This window comes from Streptomyces sp. GD-15H (assembly GCF_045291515.1).
GTDB lineage: Bacteria > Actinomycetota > Actinomycetes > Streptomycetales > Streptomycetaceae > Streptomyces.
This window is the reverse complement of record NZ_CP149447.1, coordinates 4,270,293-4,288,814: the sequence shown is the minus strand read 5'-3', so window position 1 is coordinate 4,288,814 and position 18,522 is coordinate 4,270,293. Positions and strand designations below refer to the sequence as shown.

Genomic DNA, 18,522 nt, shown 5'->3' with positions numbered 1-18,522 from the left:
ACCATGACGCTGACGCTCGTCCCGGTCCTCGCGCTGCTGGTCGGTGTCTCTCTCGGCCTGCTCGGAGGAGGCGGGTCGATCCTGACCGTGCCGCTGCTGGTCTACGTCGCGGGCATGGACGCCAAGGAGGCCATCGCCACCTCCTTGTTCGTCGTCGGCGTCACTTCCGCCGTGGGCATGGTCGACCATGCCCGTGGCGGGCGGGTCCGCTGGCGCACCGGCGTCCTGTTCGGAGCGGCCGGCATGGCCGGCGCCTACACCGGCGGACTCGTCGGCGGCCACATACCCGACGTCGTCCTGCTGATCGCCTTCGCGGTCATGATGATCGTCACCGCCGCCGCCCTGCTCCGGGGCCGCCGCACCGCCGACCCCGACCGGGCCCACCGGCAGCTCCCGGTGGGACGGGTCCTGCTGGACGGCGCGGCCGTCGGCCTGGCCACCGGCCTGGTCGGCGCGAGCGGCGGCTTCCTCGTCGTCCTCGCCCTGGCGCTGCTGGGCGGCCTGCCCATGCCGGTGGCCGTCGGCACCTCACTGCTGGTCATCGCGATGAAGTCCGCGGCAGGCTTCGCCGGCTACCTTTCGACCGTCCAGATCGACTGGACCCTGACCCTGGCCGTCACCGGGTTCGCGGTCGCCGGCAGCCTCGTCGGGGCCCGGCTGGCCGGGCGCGTCCCCTCGCACGTCCTCTCCCGGCTCTTCGCCTGGTTCGTGCTGGCCATGGGCACCTTCGTCCTGGTCCAGCAGACCCCCGCCCGCATCGGTGTCCCGGTCCTCGCCGCCGTCGCCTCGCTGGGCGCCGGAGCGGGCGTCTGCTACGGCTTCGTCGCCCGCTGTCCGCTGCGACGCGCCGTGCACAGGACCTAGCGCTCCCGGCTCCGGCACGCCGCTGCCCCGGCGCACCGCCCCATCGGTGCGCCGGGGCAGCGGCGTGCCGTGACACCTGCGCGGGGGCCTCGCGTGACGGGCGGCATCGGAGCACCGGCGGAATGCTCCGCCCCCTCCCGGCGTTAACTACCCCGGGGGTATCAATCGCCGCCACTCCGGTGAAACGGAAGGAACCGTCACATGAGCACCGTCGCCCTCACCGCCGCCGACTTCGAGAAGACCGTCACCGGCGACGACATCGTCCTCGTCGACTTCTGGGCCTCCTGGTGCGGACCGTGCCGGATGTTCGCCCCCGTCTACGAAAAGGCCTCCGCGGCCCACTCCGACATCGTCTTCGGCAAGGTCAACACCGAGGCCGAGCAGGCCTTGGCCGCCGCCGCCGGGATCACCTCGATCCCCACCCTGATGGCCTTCCGCGGGGGCGTCCTGGTCTTCTCCCAGCCGGGTGCCCTGCCGCCCCAGGCCCTGGACCAGTTGATCACCGCCGTCCGCGGGCTCGACATGGACGAGGTGCGCGCCTCCCTCGCCACCCAGAGTCCCGGCCAGTGACCGCAGCCGGTCCCCGACGACGGGGCCTTGACCCATCGATCGGGGCGGACTCCGGCCGGTCACCGGGCGGCTCACCCGGATGCGGTGCTCGGCGGGCGCGGACCGTGCGAGAGGGGTAGGCGTAGCGGGCAGCACACCGATTCAGGAAGGCCGACCCATGAGCGCATCGGCGCACCCGCACGCGGCTCCCGGGGCGGACCTTGAACCGCGCAGGTCGATGGTGGTGTGCGGCCTGATCGGGATCGCGGTGATGGCCGCGGTCGACGAGATCGTCTTCCACCAGCTCCTGGGCTGGCACCACTTCTACGACCGCGCCACCCTCAGCGTGGGGCTGCTGTCGGACGGGCTGCTGCACACCGCCGAACTGCTGGCCCTGGTCGCCGGGTTCTTCCTGTACGCCGATCTGCGCCGCCGCCGTGCCCTGGCCCCGGTCCACGCCTGGGCCGGGTTCTTCCTGGGCCTGGGGATCTTCCAGTTGTTCGACGGGATCGTGGACCACAAGGTGCTGCGCCTGCACCAGATCCGCTACGGCGTGGATGTCACTCCGTACGACTGGGCGTGGAACCTCGGCGGTCTGGTGCTGCTGCTGATCGGCGTGGCGCTGGCCGTCCGCGCGGCCCGCCGCGGCCGGGCCGGTGCGGCGTCGTGATCCTCGCGCACGTCCACCCGGGCACGGTCACGGGCCCCGGCCCCGGCCCCACCGAGCTGGTCACCGCGGTGGCCGCGCTGCTGGCGGCCGCCGTCTACCTGCCGGCCGCGGCCCGCCTGCGGCGCCGCGGGGACGCCTGGACCTGGTGGCGGGATGCCTCGTTCACCGCCGGCAGTGCGGGCCTGGCCTGGGCGGCGGTGGGCTCACTGCCGGGCGGGCCGTTCACCGCCCACATGGTCCAGCACCTGATCGTCGGCATGACGGCTCCACTGCTGCTCGTCCTGGCCCGCCCCCTCACCCTCGCCCTGCGCACCCTGGCCCCCGGCACGGCGCGCCGGGGGCTGCTGGCCCTCGCCCATTCCCGTGCCGTGGGCCTGCTGCTCTTTCCTCCACTGGCGGCCCTGCTCGATGTCGGGGGGCTGTGGCTGCTGTACCGCACGCAGCTGTTCGCGGCCCTGCGGCACGAGCCGTGGCTGCACGCCGCCGTGCACGCGCACGTCCTGGCGGCCGGGCTGCTGTTCACCTTCGCCGTCTGCCCACTCGACCCGGTGCGCCGCCGCTGGAGCCTGACCGTGCGCGGGACCGCCCTGCTGGCGGCCGGGGCCGCGCACGCCGTGCTGGCCAAGTCCCTGTACGCGGCGGCGCCGCCCGGCACCGCCTTCACCGCCGCCGATCTGCACATCGGCGCCCAGGTCATGTACTACGGCGGCGATCTGGTCGAAGTCGCGCTCGCCACCGTCGTGGCCACCTCCTGGTACCGGGCCACCGGCCGCGCCCGGATGCGGCGGCGCCGGGCGGACGCGGACCTGAGGCGGCGCGCCGTGACCGGGGCACCGGCCGGGCGCTGACCCCATCCGCCCTGGCCCGGGCAGGTCAGGTGGCGGACAGGGCGTTCAGGGCGGCGTCCAGACGGGCGGTGGCTTCGTCGGCGACGGGCTTGAGAGCGTCGAGGCCGGTGAGGGTCACCATGGTGCCCGGGTCGAGGGCCTGGACGAGCATGTGGTCGCCGTCGCGGCGGACGACGACGTTGCAGGGCAGGAGCAGGCCGATGGCACGGTCGGTTTCCAGCGCGCGGTGGGCCAGTGGCGGGTTGCAGGCGCCCAGGATCAGGTAGTCCTCCATGTCATGGCCGAGCTTGGCCTTCAAGGTGGCCGTCACGTCGATCTCGGTGAGGACGCCGAACCCCTGCTCGGCCAGGGCCTGGCGGACGGTGGTGACGGCGGCGTCGAAGTCGGTGGTGGCCAGACGGACGGTGCGGTCGTAGGACATGGTGCGCTGCTCCTTCGGTGCGAAGATCTGGTTCCTCGATACCCCGCCGGGTAACCGCCGCAGTGGGCGCGATACCGGGCGGGCCTCTCGACCCCAGGAACACCCCCCTAGGAATACCCCCCCAGGTATCTCTGTTAAGGTGAGTGCCAATACCCCCAAGGGTAAAAGTTCTCTTGTGGAGGAGTCGCGGCCGTGTCCTTCGTCGACACTCTGGAGTTCGAGGGTCTGGGCAACCGCAGCTACCTGGCCGGCGGCGCCCGTGGTGCGGTCGTCATCGACCCGCCGCGCGACATCGACCAGGTGATCGCCGCCGCCGCCCGGCGCGGGGTGCGCATCGCGTACGTCGCCGAGACGCACGTGCACAACGACTACGTCACCGGCGGCCTGGAGCTGGCCCGTGTCACCGGCGCCGCCTACCTGGTGCCGGCCGGGGCTCACGTGTCCTTCGCCCGCACCCCCGTCGCCAACAGCGAGACCGTGACGGTGGACGAGGGTCTGGTGCTGCGGGCGCTCGCCACCCCGGGGCACACCCCGCACCACACCTCCTACGTCCTGGAGGAGGACGGGCGCGGTGTGGCGGCGTTCACCGGCGGATCGCTGCTGATCGGCACCGTGGGCCGTCCCGATCTGGTCGAGCCTCGGCTGACCGGGCGGCTGGCCCGCGCCCAGCACGCCTCCGCCCACCGCCTGGCCGACGAACTGGCCGACGAGGTGCCGGTGCTGCCCACCCACGGGTTCGGCAGCTTCTGCTCCTCCTCCCAGGCCGAAGGGGACGCGACCACGATCGGCAAGGAACGCGCCACCAACGACGCGCTCACCCTGGACGTGGACACCTTCGTGGAGCGGATGCTGGCCGGTCTTGAGGACGTGCCCGCCTACTACGCGCACATGGGCCCGGCCAACGCCGCAGGCCCCGCGCCCGTCGACCTCACCCCGCCCAGCCGGCCGACGCCGAGCAGATCGCGCGGCGGCTGGCCGCGGGTGAGTGGGTGGTGGACCTGCGCAGCCGGATGGCCTTCGCCGCAGGGCACGTGGCAGGGTCGTTCAACTTCGAGGGCGAGGGCAAGCTCGCCACCTACCTGGCCTGGCTGATCCCGTGGGGCAAGCCCGTCACCCTGCTCGCCGACACCCCCGAGCAGATCGCCGACGCGCAGCGGGAGCTGGCCCGGGTCGGCATCGACCGCCCGGCCGCCGCCACCGGCGACCCGGCCGCCTGGGTCCGCGAGGGCGAGCGGCTCGCCTCCTTCCCGCGCGCCCGCTTCGCCGACCTCGCCGAAGTGCGTGAGCGCGGCGAGGAGGTGGTGGTGCTGGACGTGCGCCGGGACTCCGAACGCGCCGCGGGGCACGTCGAGGGGTCGGTGCACATCCCGATCCACGAGCTGCACGGCCGGACCGGCGAGGTGCCGCCCGGGACCGTGTGGATGCACTGCGCGGGCGGGATGCGCGCGGCGATCGCCGCCTCCCTGCTGGACGCCGCCGGACGGGACGTGGTCGCCGTCGACGACGGCTTCGACGCCGCCGGCGAGGCGGGCCTGGCCGTGGCCCGCCACTGATCACCCCATCCGCTCACCCAAGCCGAGGGCACGTCATGTTCCTTTTCCGACGCGGCACGAACCGCCTCACCCCCGAGCAGGCCCGTACCCGCACCGGCGACGGCACCGCCGTGCTGCTCGATGTGCGCGAGGTGCCGGAGTGGAAAGCCGGGCACGCGCCCGGCGCCGTCCATCTGCCCCTGACCCGGCTGCTGGCCGGAGCCGCCCTGCCGCCGAACGCGCAGGGCCTGCCGGTGGTGGCGATCTGCCGTTCCGGGCACCGCTCGCAGCAGGCCGCCAAGCTGCTGGCCTCCCGCGGCGTCGACGCCGTCGACGTCACCGGTGGCATGAACGCCTGGGCGAAGGCCGGACTACCGGTCGTCGACGAGCGCGGGCAGGGCGGCCGGATCGCGTGAGCGTCCTGATCCTGGCCCTGACCGCGGGGGCCGTGGTCGGCCTGGCGCTCGGCGCGCTCGGCGGCGGCGGCAGCCTCCTGGCCGTCCCCGCCCTGATCTACCTGCTCGGCTTCACTCCCGCCGCGGCCACCACCGCCAGCCTCGTCATCGTCACCGTCACCTCCCTGACCGCCCTGTACGCCCACGCCCGCGCCGGGCACGTGCGGTGGAGAGCCGGAGCGGCGTTCGCCGCCGCCGGCCTCCTGCCCGCCGCCCTGGCGGGAGCCGCCGCCGCCCGCCTGCCCCAGGCCGTCCTCACCCTCGCCTTCGCCGGCGTCGCCGCCCTCGCCGCACTCAAGATGCTCCGGCCCGCCGACCCGGCCGGTGCCGGAAGCAGCACGGTACGGCCGGGCAGGGCAGCCGGGGCCGGGGCGGGGCTGGGCGCGCTGACCGGACTGCTGGGCGTGGGCGGCGGCTTCCTCGCCGTCCCCGCCCTGGTCACCGTCCTGGCCTTCGAGATGCAAGCCGCCGTCGGCACCAGCCTGCTGGTCATCACGGCCAACTCCCTGGCCTCGCTCGCCACCCGCTCGGGCGCCGCCGTCTCCCTCGACTGGGCGGTGATCGGACCCTTCGTCGCCACCGCCGTCCTGGGCGCCTGGGACGGCAAGCGCCTCGCCGCGAAGGTCTCGGGCCCCCGCCTGCAGCGCATCTTCGCGGTGGTCCTGCTGGCCGTGGCCGCCTTCATGCTCGCCGACGCCGTGACGTGAGACGGTGCTCAGGCCAGCGACAGGAACAGCTTCTCCAGGCGGGCGCGCATCTGGTCCCGGTCACCGTCCACCTGTCCGCCCTCGGTCATGCAGTGCTGCAACCCCGTTGCGATGATCGCGAAACCGGCCCGGTCCAGCGCCCTGGAGACCGCCGCGAGCTGCGTGATCACATCCTCGCAGTCCCGCCCCTCCTCGATCATTCTGATGATCCCCGCGATCTGCCCCTGCGCCCGTCGCAGCCGGTTGAGCACGCTCTTCAGCTCGTCGGCCGCCATCTCCAGCTCCACGCATCCTCCTCCATAGATACCCCTTGGGGTATTCTAGTCCATTCGGTACTCCCCCGGACAAAGGAACGAAAGGCAGCCCCACGCACATGAGCACCCCCGCCGCCATCGACCCCGCCCAGGTCGCTGAGCGCTTGAGCGACTACACGGTCATCGACGTGCGCACCCCCGGCGAATACGCCGCCGGCCACTTGCCCGGCGCTCACAACATCCCCCTCGACCACCTGCACACCGCCCTTCCCGCCCTCAAGACGGTAGCCGCCCGCGGCGGACTGCTGATGGTGTGCGCCTCCGGCAGCCGCTCCGCCACCGCCTGCGCACAGCTCGCCGACGCCGACATCCCCGCCGCCACCCTCACCGGCGGAACCACCGCCTGGACCACCCAGGGCCACCGCGTCGACCGCGAGGAAACCGTCAAGTCCGCCTGGCCCATGGAACGCCAGGTCCGCCTCGCCGCCGGCTCCCTCGTCGTGACCGGTCTCGCACTCGGTACCCGCTACCGGTCCGCCCGCTGGCTGTCCGCCGCCATCGGAGGCGGCCTGGTCTTCTCCGCCGTCACCAACACCTGCGGCATGGCCGCCCTCCTGGCCAAACTCCCCCACAACCAGCCCCGCACCACCGACCTGGACGCCACCCTGCAAGCCCTCGGCCGGTGACCACACCCACCGGAGGGGCCCGCAGCGCCCACCGTTGTTCCGCTGTGCCGGGAGGCCGTGTCCGTAGCCGTCCGCGCCGGACGCACAGCCGGTACTCAGGCACAGGGCCTGCGGGCGGAGAGGCCACCGGCCGCATTGCGGCGGGCGGAATCAACGGCGGCCGGTCGGCAGCCAGCGGTCCAGGTAGGTCCGCAGGCCGTCCGTGTCGGCGCCCCGTGCGACGTAGCCCAGGTAGCCGTCGGGGCGAACGAGTCCCTGCGTGACGTCCGGCCACGGGCTCTGTCCGCCGAGCCGGTGGACGCAGACCAGGCCGTCCCGCCCCTCGAGGGCCGGGGAGAGCCGTTCGTCCGGCCAGAGGGACGGTGGCCCGGACAGCAGCAGGTGCCAGCCCGGTGCCGCCGTGCGCGCCTGCAGTCCACGAGGCAGGTCGGGCAGCCGGTCCCCGGCTCTCGGTCCGCCCCTGGGCGGTCGCGAGCCGGCCGTGGAGGCGGGGCTGCGCCGATAGTGGATGCCCAGTTCGGAGACGGTTCGGAAGAGCCGCGCGCGGATCCCGGTCGGGCGTAGCGCCAGCGGCGCCAGGCGCGGGGCGATGTGGGTACGGCCGATGCGGAGGACGGGGTTGCCGCTGGTGGCGACGGTGAAGGCGCGGTCGGTGAGGCGCAGCACGTTGCGGCCGACGGGCGCCCGCTCGGCCTCGTACGTTGCCGGCAGTTCCTCGGGCGCCGCGCCCCGGCAGACGAGGGCGAGCTTCCAGCCGAGGTTGAGCGCGTCCTGGATGCCGGTGTTCATGCCCTGCGCGCCGGCCGGGCTGTGGATGTGGGCCGCGTCCCCCGCGAGGAAGCAGGGGCCGGAGCGGTAGCGGGCGGCGCCGCGGTGGTGGAGGCGGAAGTCGGTCATCCAGACCGGGTCCCGCAGTGTCAGCCGCTCGCCGGTGTAGCGGTCGGCGATCTCCTGCAACAACGGCAGGTCCACCCCGGCGTCCGGGGCGTCGGGCGGTCGCATCGCGAGCATACGCCAGCGCCAGGCGAGCCGAGCGGGAAGAAGAACACCATCCCCGCCCCGCTCATGTACGAGTGCACGGAGTCCGGCTCCAGCCCGTCGACCTCCAGGTCGGCGAGCAGGAACGTCTGCGGGTAGGCGTATCCCTCGAATCCGATGCCGGTCTGGCTGCGCACGGTGCTGTGGGCGCCGTCGCAACCCACGACGTAGCGCGCCTCCACGGCCTCCTGCGAGCCGTCGTCGTGGCGCAGCCGGCAGACGACGGGCGAGTCCGTCGCCTCCAGCCGGACCAGTTCGGTGCCGCGCTCGATCGTCACGTCCCGCGCGGTCAGGTGTTCGGAGAGGACGCGCTCCGTCTCGGCCTGTGAGAGGAACAGCAGGAACGGGTACGCCGTGTCGGTCAGTCCGATGTCGAACAACCGCAGCGCCACCACGCGGCGGGGCAGGTGGAGCCGCAGCCGCATCGCCGGGTTGCCCCGGGCCACCAGCTCGTCCGTCACCCCGAAGCCCGCCAGCGCCTCCAGGCTGCGGGGCTGGAGGGCAAGCGCCCGTGACTCCCGCACCCGGTCGAGGGACCGGTCGACGATCCTGAACCGGGCACCGTACGCGCGCAGTTGCGCGGCGAGGGCGAGACCGGTCGGGCCCGCTCCCACCACCAGCACGTCCAGCGGTGCCGTCATGAATCCACGGTAGTGGACCACGGTACGTGGAGAGGAGACGCACGCGAGATCGTTCGGCGCGTACTACGTCGGGCCCGTGCCGACGAGCGGGGCGAGCCTCTCTCCGCACGGGGTGACGCGGTCGGCGCAGCGCCCCGACGTACCGCGACATCGACCGCCGGGTGGTCAGCGTGACGCCGACGACCGCGCCGAGTTCGGCGTACTGGTTGGCTTGTCCCTGCTGGCCTCCGTCATCGCCCTCGGCACGACCGTCCGCCACCGCCCCGATCGCTGAACGGACCGAGCTCGGGAGTGCGAACGGACGCGGCCTGCCGAGCGGCGCGGTCCGATGTGCGCGCAGCCACTCGGAGTGATCACTTGGAGCCGTACCGGTGCACCGATGTACGGGTTCGGCCGCAGAGCCGGGCCGTACGCCCCCGCCATGCCGTCCATCCGCCGCGGCGCGTGGCGGTGACCGAGAATCCGGAGGCCGGCGATGTGGTCCACGGAGTGGACGGTCGACCGGCCTGCCCGGCACTCCCGGACCGGGAAGGCGCCGTGCTGCAGGGCCGCGAAGGACCAGGGCGGCTTCCCGCGCAGGGGCCGCCGTCCGTCCGCACGCAGACACCGCGGGCACCGGCGGGCCCGTGGCACCACGCCCCTTTGCTCCACCGGTCCAGCGCGCCTCCGTCCACCCAGGGATGGCGCGGGAGGTGCGGAAGCGGGTCGCCGGCGTACCGGGCCGGCGTCCTCGCGTGCGGAGCCGGCGCGTCGGCCCCGGCGGGCTTGGCGATCCGTTGGGCAACCGGCTCCGGACCGGATCCCCGCCGTGGACAGCGTGCCGAGTTTCCGGCCGTGGGACTGCCGTAGCAGAGCCGTCGACTCGTTCCCCGCTGCTCGGCCACGGCGCTGATCCGGCCTGCCGGCGACTCGTCCTCCACCGGAGGCGGTACGGGTCCCGCGTCTGCCGGCGCCGGTCGCTCCCACGTGCCGGACCGCTCTTCACTGCTCCCGTGCGGCACATCCTTCGACAACCGCAGTGCGCGCACTGCCGGTGGCGTCGCAGGCCACTGGTGTGAGTGACGGCAGCCCACACCGTCCCCTTTTCTCACGTCCGGTTCTCACCTCCGGTCGTCACCCGACAGGAGCAGGAAAGGCGCGATACGAGGAGCGCCACGTGGGCTTTCGATACCGTGGCGATGTGGACAAGGTCGGCGAAGGTGTCGGATCCGGCCTCGGGCACGGCGACGTATCAGGGCATGGCTCCCTTCACCGCCTGCTTCACCGGGCGCCCTGGCAGTCCGACGACGGGAGCGACCCGGAGGTACGTCTCGTCCGGCTGTACGACGTCGCACGTCTGGCTGATGATCACCACGCCGTCCGGTGCCGAATGCCGGATCACTTCACCTGAGGGGCCGCGCAGCAGGGGAAGCTCAGTCGGAGTCGGCCCCGTTCTCCGCGCCCCTTCAGGGCCTGCAAACCGTCGGGTCGGTTTGGTCACAGGGGTGGTTGGTCAGTCGGTGGTGAGGAATGACCGGTACCAGGGCACCGTGTGCGGGAAGGTGTGGAAGAAGCCCTCGCCGGGTGTGCAGTCCAGGTTCTCCCAGAAGGCGTCGTCCGCGAACCAGTGGTCGACGGTGAGCATGCCGAGGTGATGCAGCGTGCGAGGGGATCCGGCGGCTCGTGTGTAGGCGGTCGTGACGTCCACCGACGCGCCCTCACCGGGCTGTTCCACGTGCGCGCACACGGCCGCGAGCAGCTCCGACGCGGGGACAGGGGCCGGGTGGTTGACGTAGTGGACACCGGGCCCGTGGGTCGGCGAGAGCGCCGCGGCGACGGCCGCCCGGCCCAGCGTGTCCACGTCGATCATCGACTGCTGTGCCTCGCAGCCCGTCACGGTCGCCGACAACTCCCGCAGGAGCCCGACCAGTCCGGGCACCATCCAGCGGTCGCCCTCGCCGTACACCAGGTGGGGCCGCAGCACCAGGCCGCCCGCGTCGAGGACGTGCCGCTCGGCGGCGGCACGGGTGCGGCTGGTGGCGGAGGCGGGGGCAAGAGGGGCCTCGCCCGGCCGTACGCCGTGGAAGGGGCCCCGGCCGTGGACGGCGGCGGTGCTCACACAGAGGACGCGGCGCACCCCGCTGCGTACCGCTTCCTCCATCAGGGCTTCCGTGCCCCGGTCGTTGACCGCCGCGAGCGATTCCGGGTCGCCGCTCACGCGTGAGGCGCAGTGGACGAGTACGTCGATGCCGGTGCAACTGCCTTGCAGGGAAGCGGGATCGGCGAGGTCGCCGAGTACGGTCTCGGTCTCGGCGGGTGTGCGGAGGGCGCGGCGGGACAGCAGACGGACGTGGGTGTCCGGGCGACGGTGTGCGGCCGCCGCGACCCGGCTGCCGATGAAGCCGGTGCCGCCCGTGATCAGAAGGTTCACCGTTTTCAGCGTCACAGCGGTGAACGTACCGGGGCGCGGCCGTGGGGCGCTGAGGTGAGGGTGGCGGTGAAGACGGGTTTGCCGTTCTGCCGGCCGGAGACCTGTACGGTCACCTCCCCGTCCTCGGCCCCGGCTTCGTCCTTGTCCAGGACTTCGGCTTCGAGCAGGCAGGGGCTGTCCAGTTCGGCGTAGCGGCTGAAGGAGGCGGCCATGTCGGCCGGCAGGAAGGACCGTCTGCCGGATGCCGCGGTCGCGGCCTGGCGGGCCGCCTCGAACAGGACCATGCCGGGGACGTGGTCGTTGGGCCGGGGAAGAGCACGGGGTGGCCGGTGTCGACCCGCAGGAGCCAGGTGCCGGGGCGGTCGGCGGGGGCGAGGACGACGTCCTCCGCGCGGTCGCGGCCGACCAGTTCGGGGGAACGGGGGCAGCAGGGGTATCGCGCTGTCCATGACGTCCAACTGCCGGGCCCGCAGGCGGCGGTAGGCGGCCGGTGAGGTGCAGCCCGTGCTGCCGGTGCCCCGGGCGACGAGCCGTCCCGCGCGGCGGAACTCCATGGTCGTCCGCATGCTGCTCAGGCCGCGCCCCCGGCGGCGCACCTCGGAGCAGACGACGTCGATGGTGACCGGCTCGGCGGCGTCCGCGAGCAGCAGCCCGGAGGGGTCCGCGGCGACCGACAGGTCCCACATGACGAAGTGTGTGTCGAGTGGGGCGCCGAACTCGGCGTGGGCGAGGGCCAGCGTGGTCTGACGCAGTGTCTCGCCGACGATCATCGGGTCCTGGTGGCGATCGTCGGCCGGGCCGAAGAAGGAGTGGTCGGCGGGCCAGTGCGCGGTGACGCGGAAGGCGAGCTCGGAGAGGCGAATCCATTTTGCGGGGAAGACGTCCACCGCGCGGGTGCGGTGCGCGAGTCGCGCGGTGACCCGGGTGGCGCCGGGGCCGGTGCGGGCACCGGCAGCCTGTCCAGCGACGTTTGCGGGCTCGCCTCCCTGTCCGGTCTGATCCTCCGTGGGTGTACTTGAGGGACCTGACTGAGGCATGAGGAACCCCTCGGATAGACGGCCTGGCTCCGGTCGACTTTCGCACTAAGATACGGACGAGCCGGTTTTTTTCAAAGGGTGATCCATACCGTTGGAGACGAGTCCACGCGCCCCCACGGCATCACGCATGGCGCCCGCGCGGCGACTTCACGGCGATCCGCGAGATCCACGGAGATCAGGAGGCACCCGATGGCGCGACAGGAGCGCGCGATCCGCACGCGGCGGACCATTCTGGCCGCGGCCGCGGCCGTCTTCGACGAACGCGGCTACACCTCCGCGACCATCGGGGAGATCCTGGACCGGGCCGGGGTGACCAAGGGCGCCCTGTACTTCCACTTCGGCTCCAAGGAGGAGCTGGCGCTCGGCATCTTCGAGGAGCAACTGGCGGTCACCCTGCCGCCCCAGGCCAGCAAACTCCAGGAGCTCGTCGACTCCGGTCTGGTGTTGGCCCTGCGGCTGCGCACCGACCCGCTGGTGCGGGCCAGTGTCGGACTGGCCCTGGACCAGGGAGCGTTGGGTCTGGACCGGACCCCGGCGTTTCGCATGTGGATCGACCAGACCACCCGGACCCTGGCCGAGGCGAAGACGGGGGGCGAGCTGCTGCCGCACGTCGAAGAGACGGAGACGGCGGAGCTGCTGGTCGCGAGTTACTCGGGGGTGCAGCTCCTCTCGCAGCTGCGCTGCCATCGGCAGGATCTGGAGCACCGGGTCGTCGTGCTGTTCCAGCACATGCTGCCGGGCATCGCGGTCCCGGCGGTGCTGGCCCGGCTGGACATCTCGGCGGACCGCGCCCAGCGGGCCCTCGCGGAGGGACGACTGGAACCGGTCACGGGAGAGGTCGCCGAGGCGGGGTTGGGAACTGCTGGGGTCTGACTGAGTACGAGTGTGCTCCGGCGTGCGCGGGTGAGGGCGTTGTCCACAGCCCCGGAGTTGTCCACAAGGCCTGACGCGTCTCGTCCACCTGGTTGTACGGTCGGCACGGTTGATGTCATGGCCTGCGCCGATGCCTGTGTCGACGCCGGGCCGACGGTCGTTCGTTTCGATTGTCGATGCGCGCGCGGTCGAGCGTGTACGGACGTACGTGTGGGCGTACGGGGGAGGCGGTTGCTGTGACCGAGATCGTTGCCGGTGAGGCCGGGACGGAAGGAACGCTGGAGCAGGCGTGGCCGGACGGCCGGGCGGCCGGTGAGGGGCGGCGGCTGCCGCGCGTACCGGGCTTCGCCGCATGGCCGCCCGAGGGCTCGGTCAAGGAGGACGGCAAGGCCCTGCGCCGGCTGGTCCCCCGCGGCGCACACGCCGGCCTCCACCTGGACTCCTCCCGCCCCGACGCGGTGAGCGCGGTCGAGGAGTCCAGTCGCGGCCGGCTGCCCGAGCTGACGCCGATACGGGTGGGCAGGATGGCGGCGACACCGTTCGCCTTCCTGCGCGGCGCGGCGGGCCTCATGGGCCACGACCTGGCCCGCACCCCCATGACGCGGATCCGCGCACAGATATGCGGCGACGCGCACGCGGCCAACTTCGGCCTGTACGGCGACGCGCGCGGCGGACTGGTCATCGACCTGAACGACTTCGACGAGACGGTGTGGGGTCCCTGGGAGTGGGACGTCAAACGGCTCGCCACCTCGCTGGTGCTCGCGGGGCGGGAGGTCGGCGCGGACGAGGACACCTGCCGCAAGGCCGCCCATGACGTGGTGGGCGCCTACCGCCGCACGATGCGGCTGCTGGCCAAGCTGCCGGTGCTGGACGCCTGGAATGCCATCGCCGACGAGGAGCTGGTCTCCCACACCGACGCGCACGATCTGCTGGGCACGCTGGAGCGGGTCTACGCGAAGGCCCGCGCCAACACCAGCGGCCGTTTCGCGGCCAAGTCCACCGAGGCGACGGCGGACGGCGGACGGCGTTTCGTCGACGCCCCGCCGGTACTGCGGCGCGTCGACGACGCCGAGGCCGCCGCGGTGGCCTCCTCCCTGGAGGAGTACGTCGGCACCCTCCAGCCGGACCGGCTTCCGCTGCTGGCCCGGCACGCGGTGCAGGACGTGGCGTTCCGCGTCGTCGGCACGGGCAGCGTGGGCACCCGCTCGTACGTCGTGCTGCTCCTGGATCACCGGGGCGAGCCCCTGGTCCTCCAGGTGAAGGAGGCCCGTGCCTCGGCACTGGTCCCGCATCTGCTGACGGCCGGCTTCGACGTCCCCGACGCCAACCACGAGGGCTGCCGCGTGGTCCTGGGCCAGAAGAGGATGCAGGTGGTCAGCGACAACCTGCTGGGCTGGACGACCGTCGAGGGGCGGCCGTTCCAGGTCCGGCAGTTCCGCAACCGCAAGGGCAGCGTCGACCCGACGGCCCTGGCCGCCGACCAGGTCGACGACTACGCCCGCATGACCGGCGCCCTCCTGGCCCGCGCGCACTCCCACAGCGCCGACCCTCGCCTGATCGCCGGGTACTGCGGCAAGAACGACGAGCTCGACGAGGCGATGGCCGACTTCGCCCTCCGCTACGCCGACCGCACGGAGGCCGACCACGCGGACCTGGTGACGGCGGTACGGTCGGGCCGGATCGCGGCGGAGACGGGGGTCTGAGGAGCGCGCCCGGGCATGGGGCATAGCCGGATGTCCGCGTTCCGTTTCCGATGCCTCGTCGGTGGGTCGACCGGTGTCTCGTCGGTGGGCCGGTAGGTGGTCCGGGCCTGCGGTCAGGCGGGCTGGGCCGGTACCGGGAGGGTGCCGGGTGGGCTCCGGGGGGCTGCGGTGGTGGCCTACGCTGTGCGGGTGACGACCTCGGAGGGTGAGCAGGGTGGTGGCGGCGCCGGTGCGGAGCGGGTGACGGCCCAAGGTGGTGCGCAGCGGCCCGAGGCGCGGCTGGAGCAGGCCGTGCGGGCCGCCGAGCGGGCGCTGATCGAGTTCGAGATCGCGGTGGACACCTTCCGCATCGAGGTCGAGAACTTCTCCCGGCTGCACGAGCAGCGGCTCGGCCCCATGTATCTGCGCCTCGAGGAACTGGACGCCCGGATCCTGGAGGCCAGGGCCGACCGCACCGGTGATCCCGAGGACCGTCGGCTGGCCGAGGACGCGCGCTCCCGGTTGCTGCCGATCCCCGGTGTGGAACAGTTGCTGAACGGCTGGATGGACGGCGAGGGCCTCTTCCCGGAGGCCGTGGCCATGCTCACGGACCAGCCGGTCCGGCCCCCGGAGCGGGTGCGGCCCAGCGAGGAGGCCCGCAAGCTCTACCGCGACCTCGCCCGCAAGGCGCACCCGGACCTGGCGCAGGAGGAGTCGGAACGCCGCCGCCGCGAGGAGTTCATCACCCGCGTCAACGCCGCCTACGCCCGCGGCAGCGAGGCGGAGCTGCGTGAGCTCACCGAGGAATGGGCCGCGGGCCCGAAGCCGAAGGAGCAGGCCCCGAGCGCCGTCGACGAGCTCTACGCCCGGCTGGAGTGGCTCGCCCGGCGCAAGGAACTGCTCACGCTGGTCGCGAAGGAACTCGAGGAGGGTGCCATCGGCTCGATGCTCCGGCTGGCCCCGGACGACCCGGACCGGCTCCTGGAGGAGATAGCCGAGCAGCTGCGTGCCCAGGTGGCCGAACGCGAGGCGGAGCTGGCGGCCCTGCAGGACTGAGCCGCGGGGCGGCCGGAATCTCGGCCGCCCCGCGGGTGGGAAGTCCGGCTCGGCCGCTTCCGGTAGCGTCGGGAGCATGAGTTTTGCGACTGGGGTGCCCACGGTCGGGGTCACGGACCTCGAGGACGGCGACTTCCTGTTGGACGTCCGCGAGGACGACGAGTGGAAGTCCGGCCATGCCGAAGGAGCGCTGCACATCCCGATCAGCGAGTTCGTCGCCCGGTACGGCGAGCTGACCGAGGCGGTCCCGCAGGACGGCCGGGTCCATGTGATCTGCCGTTCCGGCGGGCGCTCCGCCCAGGTCACCATGTATCTGGTCCAGCAGGGCATCGACGCCGTGAACGTGGCAGGCGGCATGCAGGTGTGGGAGTCGACGGGACGCTCCGTCGTCACGGATGACGGGCAGCCCGGACACGTCCTGTAGTCCGGGCCCTGGAACAGGTTCCGGAAGCAGGGACGGGCGTCAGCGGTCGAAGTCCAGCTCCACCCTCTCCGTCACCGGATGTGACTGGCAGGCCAGTACGTAGCCCGCCTCGGTCTCCTCCGACTCCAGCGCGAAGTTGCGGTTCATCCGCACCTCGCCCGAGACGAGAAAGGCACGGCAGGTTCCGCACACCCCGCCCTTGCAGGCGTAAGGGGCGTCGGGGCGGTTGCGCAGCACCGCTTCCAGCAGGGACTCGCCGTCCTGGACGGGCCAGGCGCCGCCGCGCCCGTCCAGCAGGGCGGTGACCGTGCTGTGGGTGGGGGCCGATGCCGTGGGGGCGACCGGTGTGCCGGTGTCCACGTGGAAGATCTCTTCGTGGATGCGGGAGCGGGCCACGCCCAGACCGCGCAGGGCCCGCTCGGCCCCCTCCACCAGCCCGTACGGGCCGCACAGGAACCAGCCGTCCACCTGCTCCACGGGCAGCAGCGCCGGCAGCAGTCCGGTGAGCCGCTCCTGGTCGAGCCGCCCGGACGGCAGCCCCGCCTGCTGCTCCTCCCGCGAGAGCACCGTCACCAGCTGGAGCCGCTCGGTGTAGCGGTCCTTCAGGTCGGCGACCTCTTCCAGGAACATCGTCGAGGCGGCCGTCCGGTCACTGCGGATCAGGCAGAAGTGTGCCTCGGGCTCACGACTCAGCAGGGTCGAGACGATGGACAGCACCGGTGTGATGCCGCTTCCGCCGACGATCGCCGCGTACCGGCCGGGCGCGGGCCGGAGGGTGAACCGGCCCGCCGGGGTCATCACCTCCAGCTCGTCCCCGGCGCCGATCTCCTTCAGGGCGTACGTCGAGAAGGCTCCGCCGTCGACCAGCCGCACCCCCACCCGCAGCGTGTCGGGACCCTGGTCGTCGGGGGCCGGGGAGCAGATGGAGTAGGTGCGCCGGATGTCCTCGCCGTCGGCCCTGCGCCGCAGGGTGAGGTGCTGGCCCGGGGCGTAGCGGTACTTCTCGCGCAGTTCCGGGGGACGGTGAGGGTGAGGGCGACGGAGTCGTCGGTGAGCCGCTCGACCGCGGCCACGCGGAGCCGGTGGAAGCGCGCCATCACAACTCCTTGAAGTGGTCGAACGGTTCGCGGCAGGCCAGGCACCGGCGCAGCGCCTTGCACGCCGTGGACGAGAAACGGCTGAGCAGTTCGGTGTCGGCGGAGCCGCAGCGCGGGCAACGCACCGGCTCCGGAGCGGCGGACGAAGAGAGCAGGCCGCTCTCCTCGCCGGCCAGCGGGTCGCGGGTGCGGGTCGGCCCGAGGCCCACCGGGACCGCGCCGGACGGCGGCCGTACGCGCGGTGGGGCGATGCCGAACTCCCGCAGCTTGCGCCGACCCTCGTCGGTGATGTCGTCGGTCGACCAGGCGGGGGCGAGCACCCTGCGGACGGTGACCTCACGCACGCCGTGGCCGCGCAGGACCCGCTCTATGTCCGCCGACATCGCCTCGACGGCCGGGCAGCCCGTGTACGTGGGAGTCAGGTCGACCTCGACGGCGTCCGTTCCGCGCGCGCGCACCGCGCGCACCACGCCCAGCTCGCGCAGGGTCAGCACGGGCAGTTCGGGGTCGGGCACCGAACCGGCCAGTTCCAGGAGTTCGGCCTCCAGCGGGGTGGTGGGCGCCGTGGTCACCATGTCGCCCCCGGGTGGCTGCGGTGCAGGTGCTGCATCTCGGCGAGCATCCGGCCGAAGGACTCGGTGTGCAGCCCCTGGCGGCCGGCACCGGCCGCCCACGCCCCGGTGCGCGGTTTCCCGGGCACGGTGAGGGTGGCCCGGCGCAGTACCTGTGTGATCCCCTCCAGCCAGGCCGTCTCCAGGGCCGGCCAGTCGACGTCGAGGCCCTCGACCGGCTGGAACATCTCGCCGGAGTACCGCCACAGGGCGTCCACGGCCCGCTGCATCCGGGCCCGGCTGGTGTCCGTGCCGTCGCCGAGCCGCAGGGTCCACTGCTCGGCGTGGTCGCGGTGGTAGGCGACCTCCTTGACGGCCTTGCCGGCCAGGGGTGCGAACGGGCCGTCCCCGGCGGCGAGTTCGGTGTGCAGGAGATGCTGGTAGGTGGAGAAGTACAGCTGGCGGACGATGGTGTGGGCGAAGTCGCCGTTCGGCTGTTCCACCAACTGGAGGTTGCGGAAGGCGCGCTCCTCGCGGAGGAACGCCAGCTCGTCCTCGTCGCCGGCCGTCGACAGCAGCACCCGGGCCTGGCCCAGCAGGTCCAGCGCGATGTCGGCGAGGGCGACCTCCTCCTCCAGCATCGGGGCGTTGCCCGCCCACTCACCCAGGCGGTGGGAGAGCACCAGGGCGTCGTCGCCGAGGGCGAGCGCGGCCGTCATGTGGGCGG

Annotated in this window: 20 protein-coding genes and 2 pseudogenes; 12 read left to right on the top strand and 10 right to left on the bottom strand. The window is 73.0% G+C overall.

Translation table 11 applies throughout. From position 1 onward, the window contains the following. Window positions 1–3: 3 nt before the first annotated feature. The 4 genes from WJ438_RS20090 (at window position 4) to WJ438_RS20075 (ending at window position 2,931) form a co-directional block, all read left to right on the top strand. Window positions 4–864 carry a sulfite exporter TauE/SafE family protein gene (locus tag WJ438_RS20090; protein WP_406726484.1) on the top strand — a complete coding sequence of 287 codons (861 nt, stop codon included), beginning with the start codon at window positions 4–6 and terminating at the stop codon, window positions 862–864. Between the two features lie 201 nt (window positions 865–1,065). Further along, complete coding sequence (trxA, locus tag WJ438_RS20085; RefSeq protein WP_406726483.1) at window positions 1,066–1,434, top strand: thioredoxin; 369 nt, start codon at window positions 1,066–1,068, stop codon at window positions 1,432–1,434. A gap of 157 nt (window positions 1,435–1,591) precedes the next feature. Beyond that, entirely contained in the window at window positions 1,592–2,083 is a 492-nt protein-coding gene (locus tag WJ438_RS20080; RefSeq protein ID WP_406726482.1) for a DUF2243 domain-containing protein, read from the top strand. Continuing rightward, window positions 2,080–2,931, top strand: coding sequence for a cytochrome c oxidase assembly protein (locus tag WJ438_RS20075; RefSeq protein ID WP_406726481.1), 852 nt, complete (start codon window positions 2,080–2,082; stop codon window positions 2,929–2,931). Before WJ438_RS20080 ends, WJ438_RS20075 begins: the two co-directional genes overlap by 4 nt. Before the next feature lie 25 nt (window positions 2,932–2,956). Here WJ438_RS20075 and WJ438_RS20070 read toward each other — a convergent pair whose 3' ends face one another. Continuing rightward, window positions 2,957–3,352, bottom strand: a complete 396-nt coding sequence (locus WJ438_RS20070) for a DUF302 domain-containing protein (RefSeq protein ID WP_406726480.1) — start codon at window positions 3,350–3,352, stop codon at window positions 2,957–2,959. A 192-nt stretch (window positions 3,353–3,544) separates the two neighbouring features. Here WJ438_RS20070 and WJ438_RS20065 point away from each other — a divergent pair. The 3 genes and pseudogenes from WJ438_RS20065 (at window position 3,545) to WJ438_RS20055 (ending at window position 6,046) form a co-directional block, all read left to right on the top strand. Next, window positions 3,545–4,905, top strand: a pseudogene (locus WJ438_RS20065) (rhodanese-like domain-containing protein). A gap of 35 nt (window positions 4,906–4,940) precedes the next feature. After that, window positions 4,941–5,300: a rhodanese-like domain-containing protein gene (locus WJ438_RS20060; protein ID WP_406726479.1), complete on the top strand. Its 360-nt coding sequence runs from the start codon at window positions 4,941–4,943 to the stop codon at window positions 5,298–5,300. Next, window positions 5,297–6,046 (top strand): sulfite exporter TauE/SafE family protein, encoded by a 750-nt coding sequence (locus tag WJ438_RS20055; protein WP_406726478.1) that lies wholly within the window; start codon window positions 5,297–5,299, stop codon window positions 6,044–6,046. The genes WJ438_RS20060 and WJ438_RS20055 overlap by 4 nt, the downstream gene beginning before the upstream one ends. A gap of 8 nt (window positions 6,047–6,054) precedes the next feature. On the opposite strand, the gene WJ438_RS20050 is transcribed toward WJ438_RS20055, so the two are convergent. After that, window positions 6,055–6,333 (bottom strand): metal-sensitive transcriptional regulator, encoded by a 279-nt coding sequence (locus WJ438_RS20050; protein ID WP_406726477.1) that lies wholly within the window; start codon window positions 6,331–6,333, stop codon window positions 6,055–6,057. Between the two features lie 86 nt (window positions 6,334–6,419). Here WJ438_RS20050 and WJ438_RS20045 point away from each other — a divergent pair, with 86 nt between their 5' ends. Then, the gene (locus WJ438_RS20045; RefSeq protein ID WP_406726476.1) at window positions 6,420–6,986 is read left to right on the top strand and encodes a rhodanese-like domain-containing protein; all 567 of its coding nucleotides are present in this window, start codon (window positions 6,420–6,422) and stop codon (window positions 6,984–6,986) included. Window positions 6,987–7,136: 150 nt separating this feature from the next. Here the strand turns inward: WJ438_RS20045 and WJ438_RS20040 are convergent, their stop codons facing one another. The 5 genes from WJ438_RS20040 to WJ438_RS20020 form a co-directional block, all read right to left on the bottom strand. Further along, a complete protein-coding gene (locus WJ438_RS20040; RefSeq protein ID WP_406726475.1) occupies window positions 7,137–7,988 on the bottom strand; it encodes an FAD-dependent monooxygenase in 852 nt (283 codons plus the stop codon). Continuing rightward, window positions 7,904–8,665, bottom strand: a complete 762-nt coding sequence (locus tag WJ438_RS20035) for an FAD-dependent oxidoreductase (protein WP_406726474.1) — start codon at window positions 8,663–8,665, stop codon at window positions 7,904–7,906. The genes WJ438_RS20040 and WJ438_RS20035 overlap by 85 nt, the downstream gene beginning before the upstream one ends. A 1,231-nt stretch (window positions 8,666–9,896) precedes the next feature. Then, on the bottom strand, window positions 9,897–10,046 hold the full coding sequence (locus WJ438_RS20030; protein ID WP_406726473.1) for a hypothetical protein: 150 nt from the start codon (window positions 10,044–10,046) through the stop codon (window positions 9,897–9,899). A 111-nt stretch (window positions 10,047–10,157) separates the two neighbouring features. Further along, a complete protein-coding gene (locus WJ438_RS20025; protein WP_406726472.1) occupies window positions 10,158–11,075 on the bottom strand; it encodes an NAD-dependent epimerase/dehydratase family protein in 918 nt (305 codons plus the stop codon). Window positions 11,076–11,086: 11 nt separating this feature from the next. Continuing rightward, window positions 11,087–12,112, bottom strand: a complete 1,026-nt coding sequence (locus tag WJ438_RS20020) for a ScbA/BarX family gamma-butyrolactone biosynthesis protein (RefSeq protein WP_406726471.1) — start codon at window positions 12,110–12,112, stop codon at window positions 11,087–11,089. Between the two features lie 189 nt (window positions 12,113–12,301). Between WJ438_RS20020 and WJ438_RS20015 the strand changes: the two genes are divergently transcribed. The 4 genes from WJ438_RS20015 to WJ438_RS20000 all read left to right on the top strand — a co-directional run bounded on the left by WJ438_RS20015 (window position 12,302) and on the right by WJ438_RS20000 (window position 16,147). Further along, a complete protein-coding gene (locus tag WJ438_RS20015; RefSeq protein WP_406726470.1) occupies window positions 12,302–12,985 on the top strand; it encodes a ScbR family autoregulator-binding transcription factor in 684 nt (227 codons plus the stop codon). A 176-nt stretch (window positions 12,986–13,161) separates the two neighbouring features. After that, complete coding sequence (locus WJ438_RS20010; RefSeq protein WP_406726469.1) at window positions 13,162–14,688, top strand: DUF2252 domain-containing protein; 1,527 nt, start codon at window positions 13,162–13,164, stop codon at window positions 14,686–14,688. A 189-nt stretch (window positions 14,689–14,877) separates the two neighbouring features. Next, entirely contained in the window at window positions 14,878–15,723 is an 846-nt protein-coding gene (locus WJ438_RS20005) for a hypothetical protein (protein WP_406726468.1), read from the top strand. Between the two features lie 94 nt (window positions 15,724–15,817). Further along, window positions 15,818–16,147, top strand: a complete 330-nt coding sequence (locus WJ438_RS20000; RefSeq protein ID WP_406729747.1) for a rhodanese-like domain-containing protein — start codon at window positions 15,818–15,820, stop codon at window positions 16,145–16,147. Between the two features lie 39 nt (window positions 16,148–16,186). Here the strand turns inward: WJ438_RS20000 and WJ438_RS19995 are convergent. From WJ438_RS19995 to paaC, 3 genes and pseudogenes are all read right to left on the bottom strand, one after another. Further along, window positions 16,187–17,244 (bottom strand): annotated as a pseudogene (locus WJ438_RS19995) (2Fe-2S iron-sulfur cluster-binding protein). Then, window positions 17,244–17,819, bottom strand: coding sequence for a 1,2-phenylacetyl-CoA epoxidase subunit PaaD (gene paaD, locus WJ438_RS19990; RefSeq protein WP_406726467.1), 576 nt, complete (start codon window positions 17,817–17,819; stop codon window positions 17,244–17,246). The pseudogene WJ438_RS19995 and the gene paaD overlap by 1 nt, the downstream one beginning before the upstream one ends. Further along, window positions 17,813–18,514, bottom strand: a complete 702-nt coding sequence (paaC, locus tag WJ438_RS19985; RefSeq protein ID WP_406729746.1) for a 1,2-phenylacetyl-CoA epoxidase subunit PaaC — start codon at window positions 18,512–18,514, stop codon at window positions 17,813–17,815. The genes paaD and paaC overlap by 7 nt, the downstream gene beginning before the upstream one ends. Between the last annotated feature and the right edge of the window lie 8 nt (window positions 18,515–18,522).

Excerpts from the sequence above, each read along its gene's own strand:
- WJ438_RS20090 (WP_406726484.1), top strand. The coding sequence starts at position 4 with ATGACGCTGACGCTCGTCCCGGTCCTCGCGCTGCTGGTCGGTGTCTCT.
- trxA (WP_406726483.1), top strand. The coding sequence starts at position 1,066 with ATGAGCACCGTCGCCCTCACCGCCGCCGACTTCGAGAAGACCGTCACC.
- WJ438_RS20080 (WP_406726482.1), top strand. The coding sequence starts at position 1,592 with ATGAGCGCATCGGCGCACCCGCACGCGGCTCCCGGGGCGGACCTTGAA.
- WJ438_RS20070 (WP_406726480.1), bottom strand. The coding sequence starts at position 3,352 with ATGTCCTACGACCGCACCGTCCGTCTGGCCACCACCGACTTCGACGCC.
- WJ438_RS20060 (WP_406726479.1), top strand. The coding sequence starts at position 4,941 with ATGTTCCTTTTCCGACGCGGCACGAACCGCCTCACCCCCGAGCAGGCC.
- WJ438_RS20045 (WP_406726476.1), top strand. The coding sequence starts at position 6,420 with ATGAGCACCCCCGCCGCCATCGACCCCGCCCAGGTCGCTGAGCGCTTG.
- WJ438_RS20040 (WP_406726475.1), bottom strand. The coding sequence starts at position 7,988 with ATGCGACCGCCCGACGCCCCGGACGCCGGGGTGGACCTGCCGTTGTTG.
- WJ438_RS20035 (WP_406726474.1), bottom strand. The coding sequence starts at position 8,665 with ATGACGGCACCGCTGGACGTGCTGGTGGTGGGAGCGGGCCCGACCGGT.
- WJ438_RS20020 (WP_406726471.1), bottom strand. The coding sequence starts at position 12,112 with ATGCCTCAGTCAGGTCCCTCAAGTACACCCACGGAGGATCAGACCGGA.
- WJ438_RS20015 (WP_406726470.1), top strand. The coding sequence starts at position 12,302 with ATGGCGCGACAGGAGCGCGCGATCCGCACGCGGCGGACCATTCTGGCC.
- WJ438_RS20010 (WP_406726469.1), top strand. The coding sequence starts at position 13,162 with ATGCGCGCGCGGTCGAGCGTGTACGGACGTACGTGTGGGCGTACGGGG.
- paaD (WP_406726467.1), bottom strand. The coding sequence starts at position 17,819 with ATGGTGACCACGGCGCCCACCACCCCGCTGGAGGCCGAACTCCTGGAA.
- paaC (WP_406729746.1), bottom strand. The coding sequence starts at position 18,514 with ATGACGGCCGCGCTCGCCCTCGGCGACGACGCCCTGGTGCTCTCCCAC.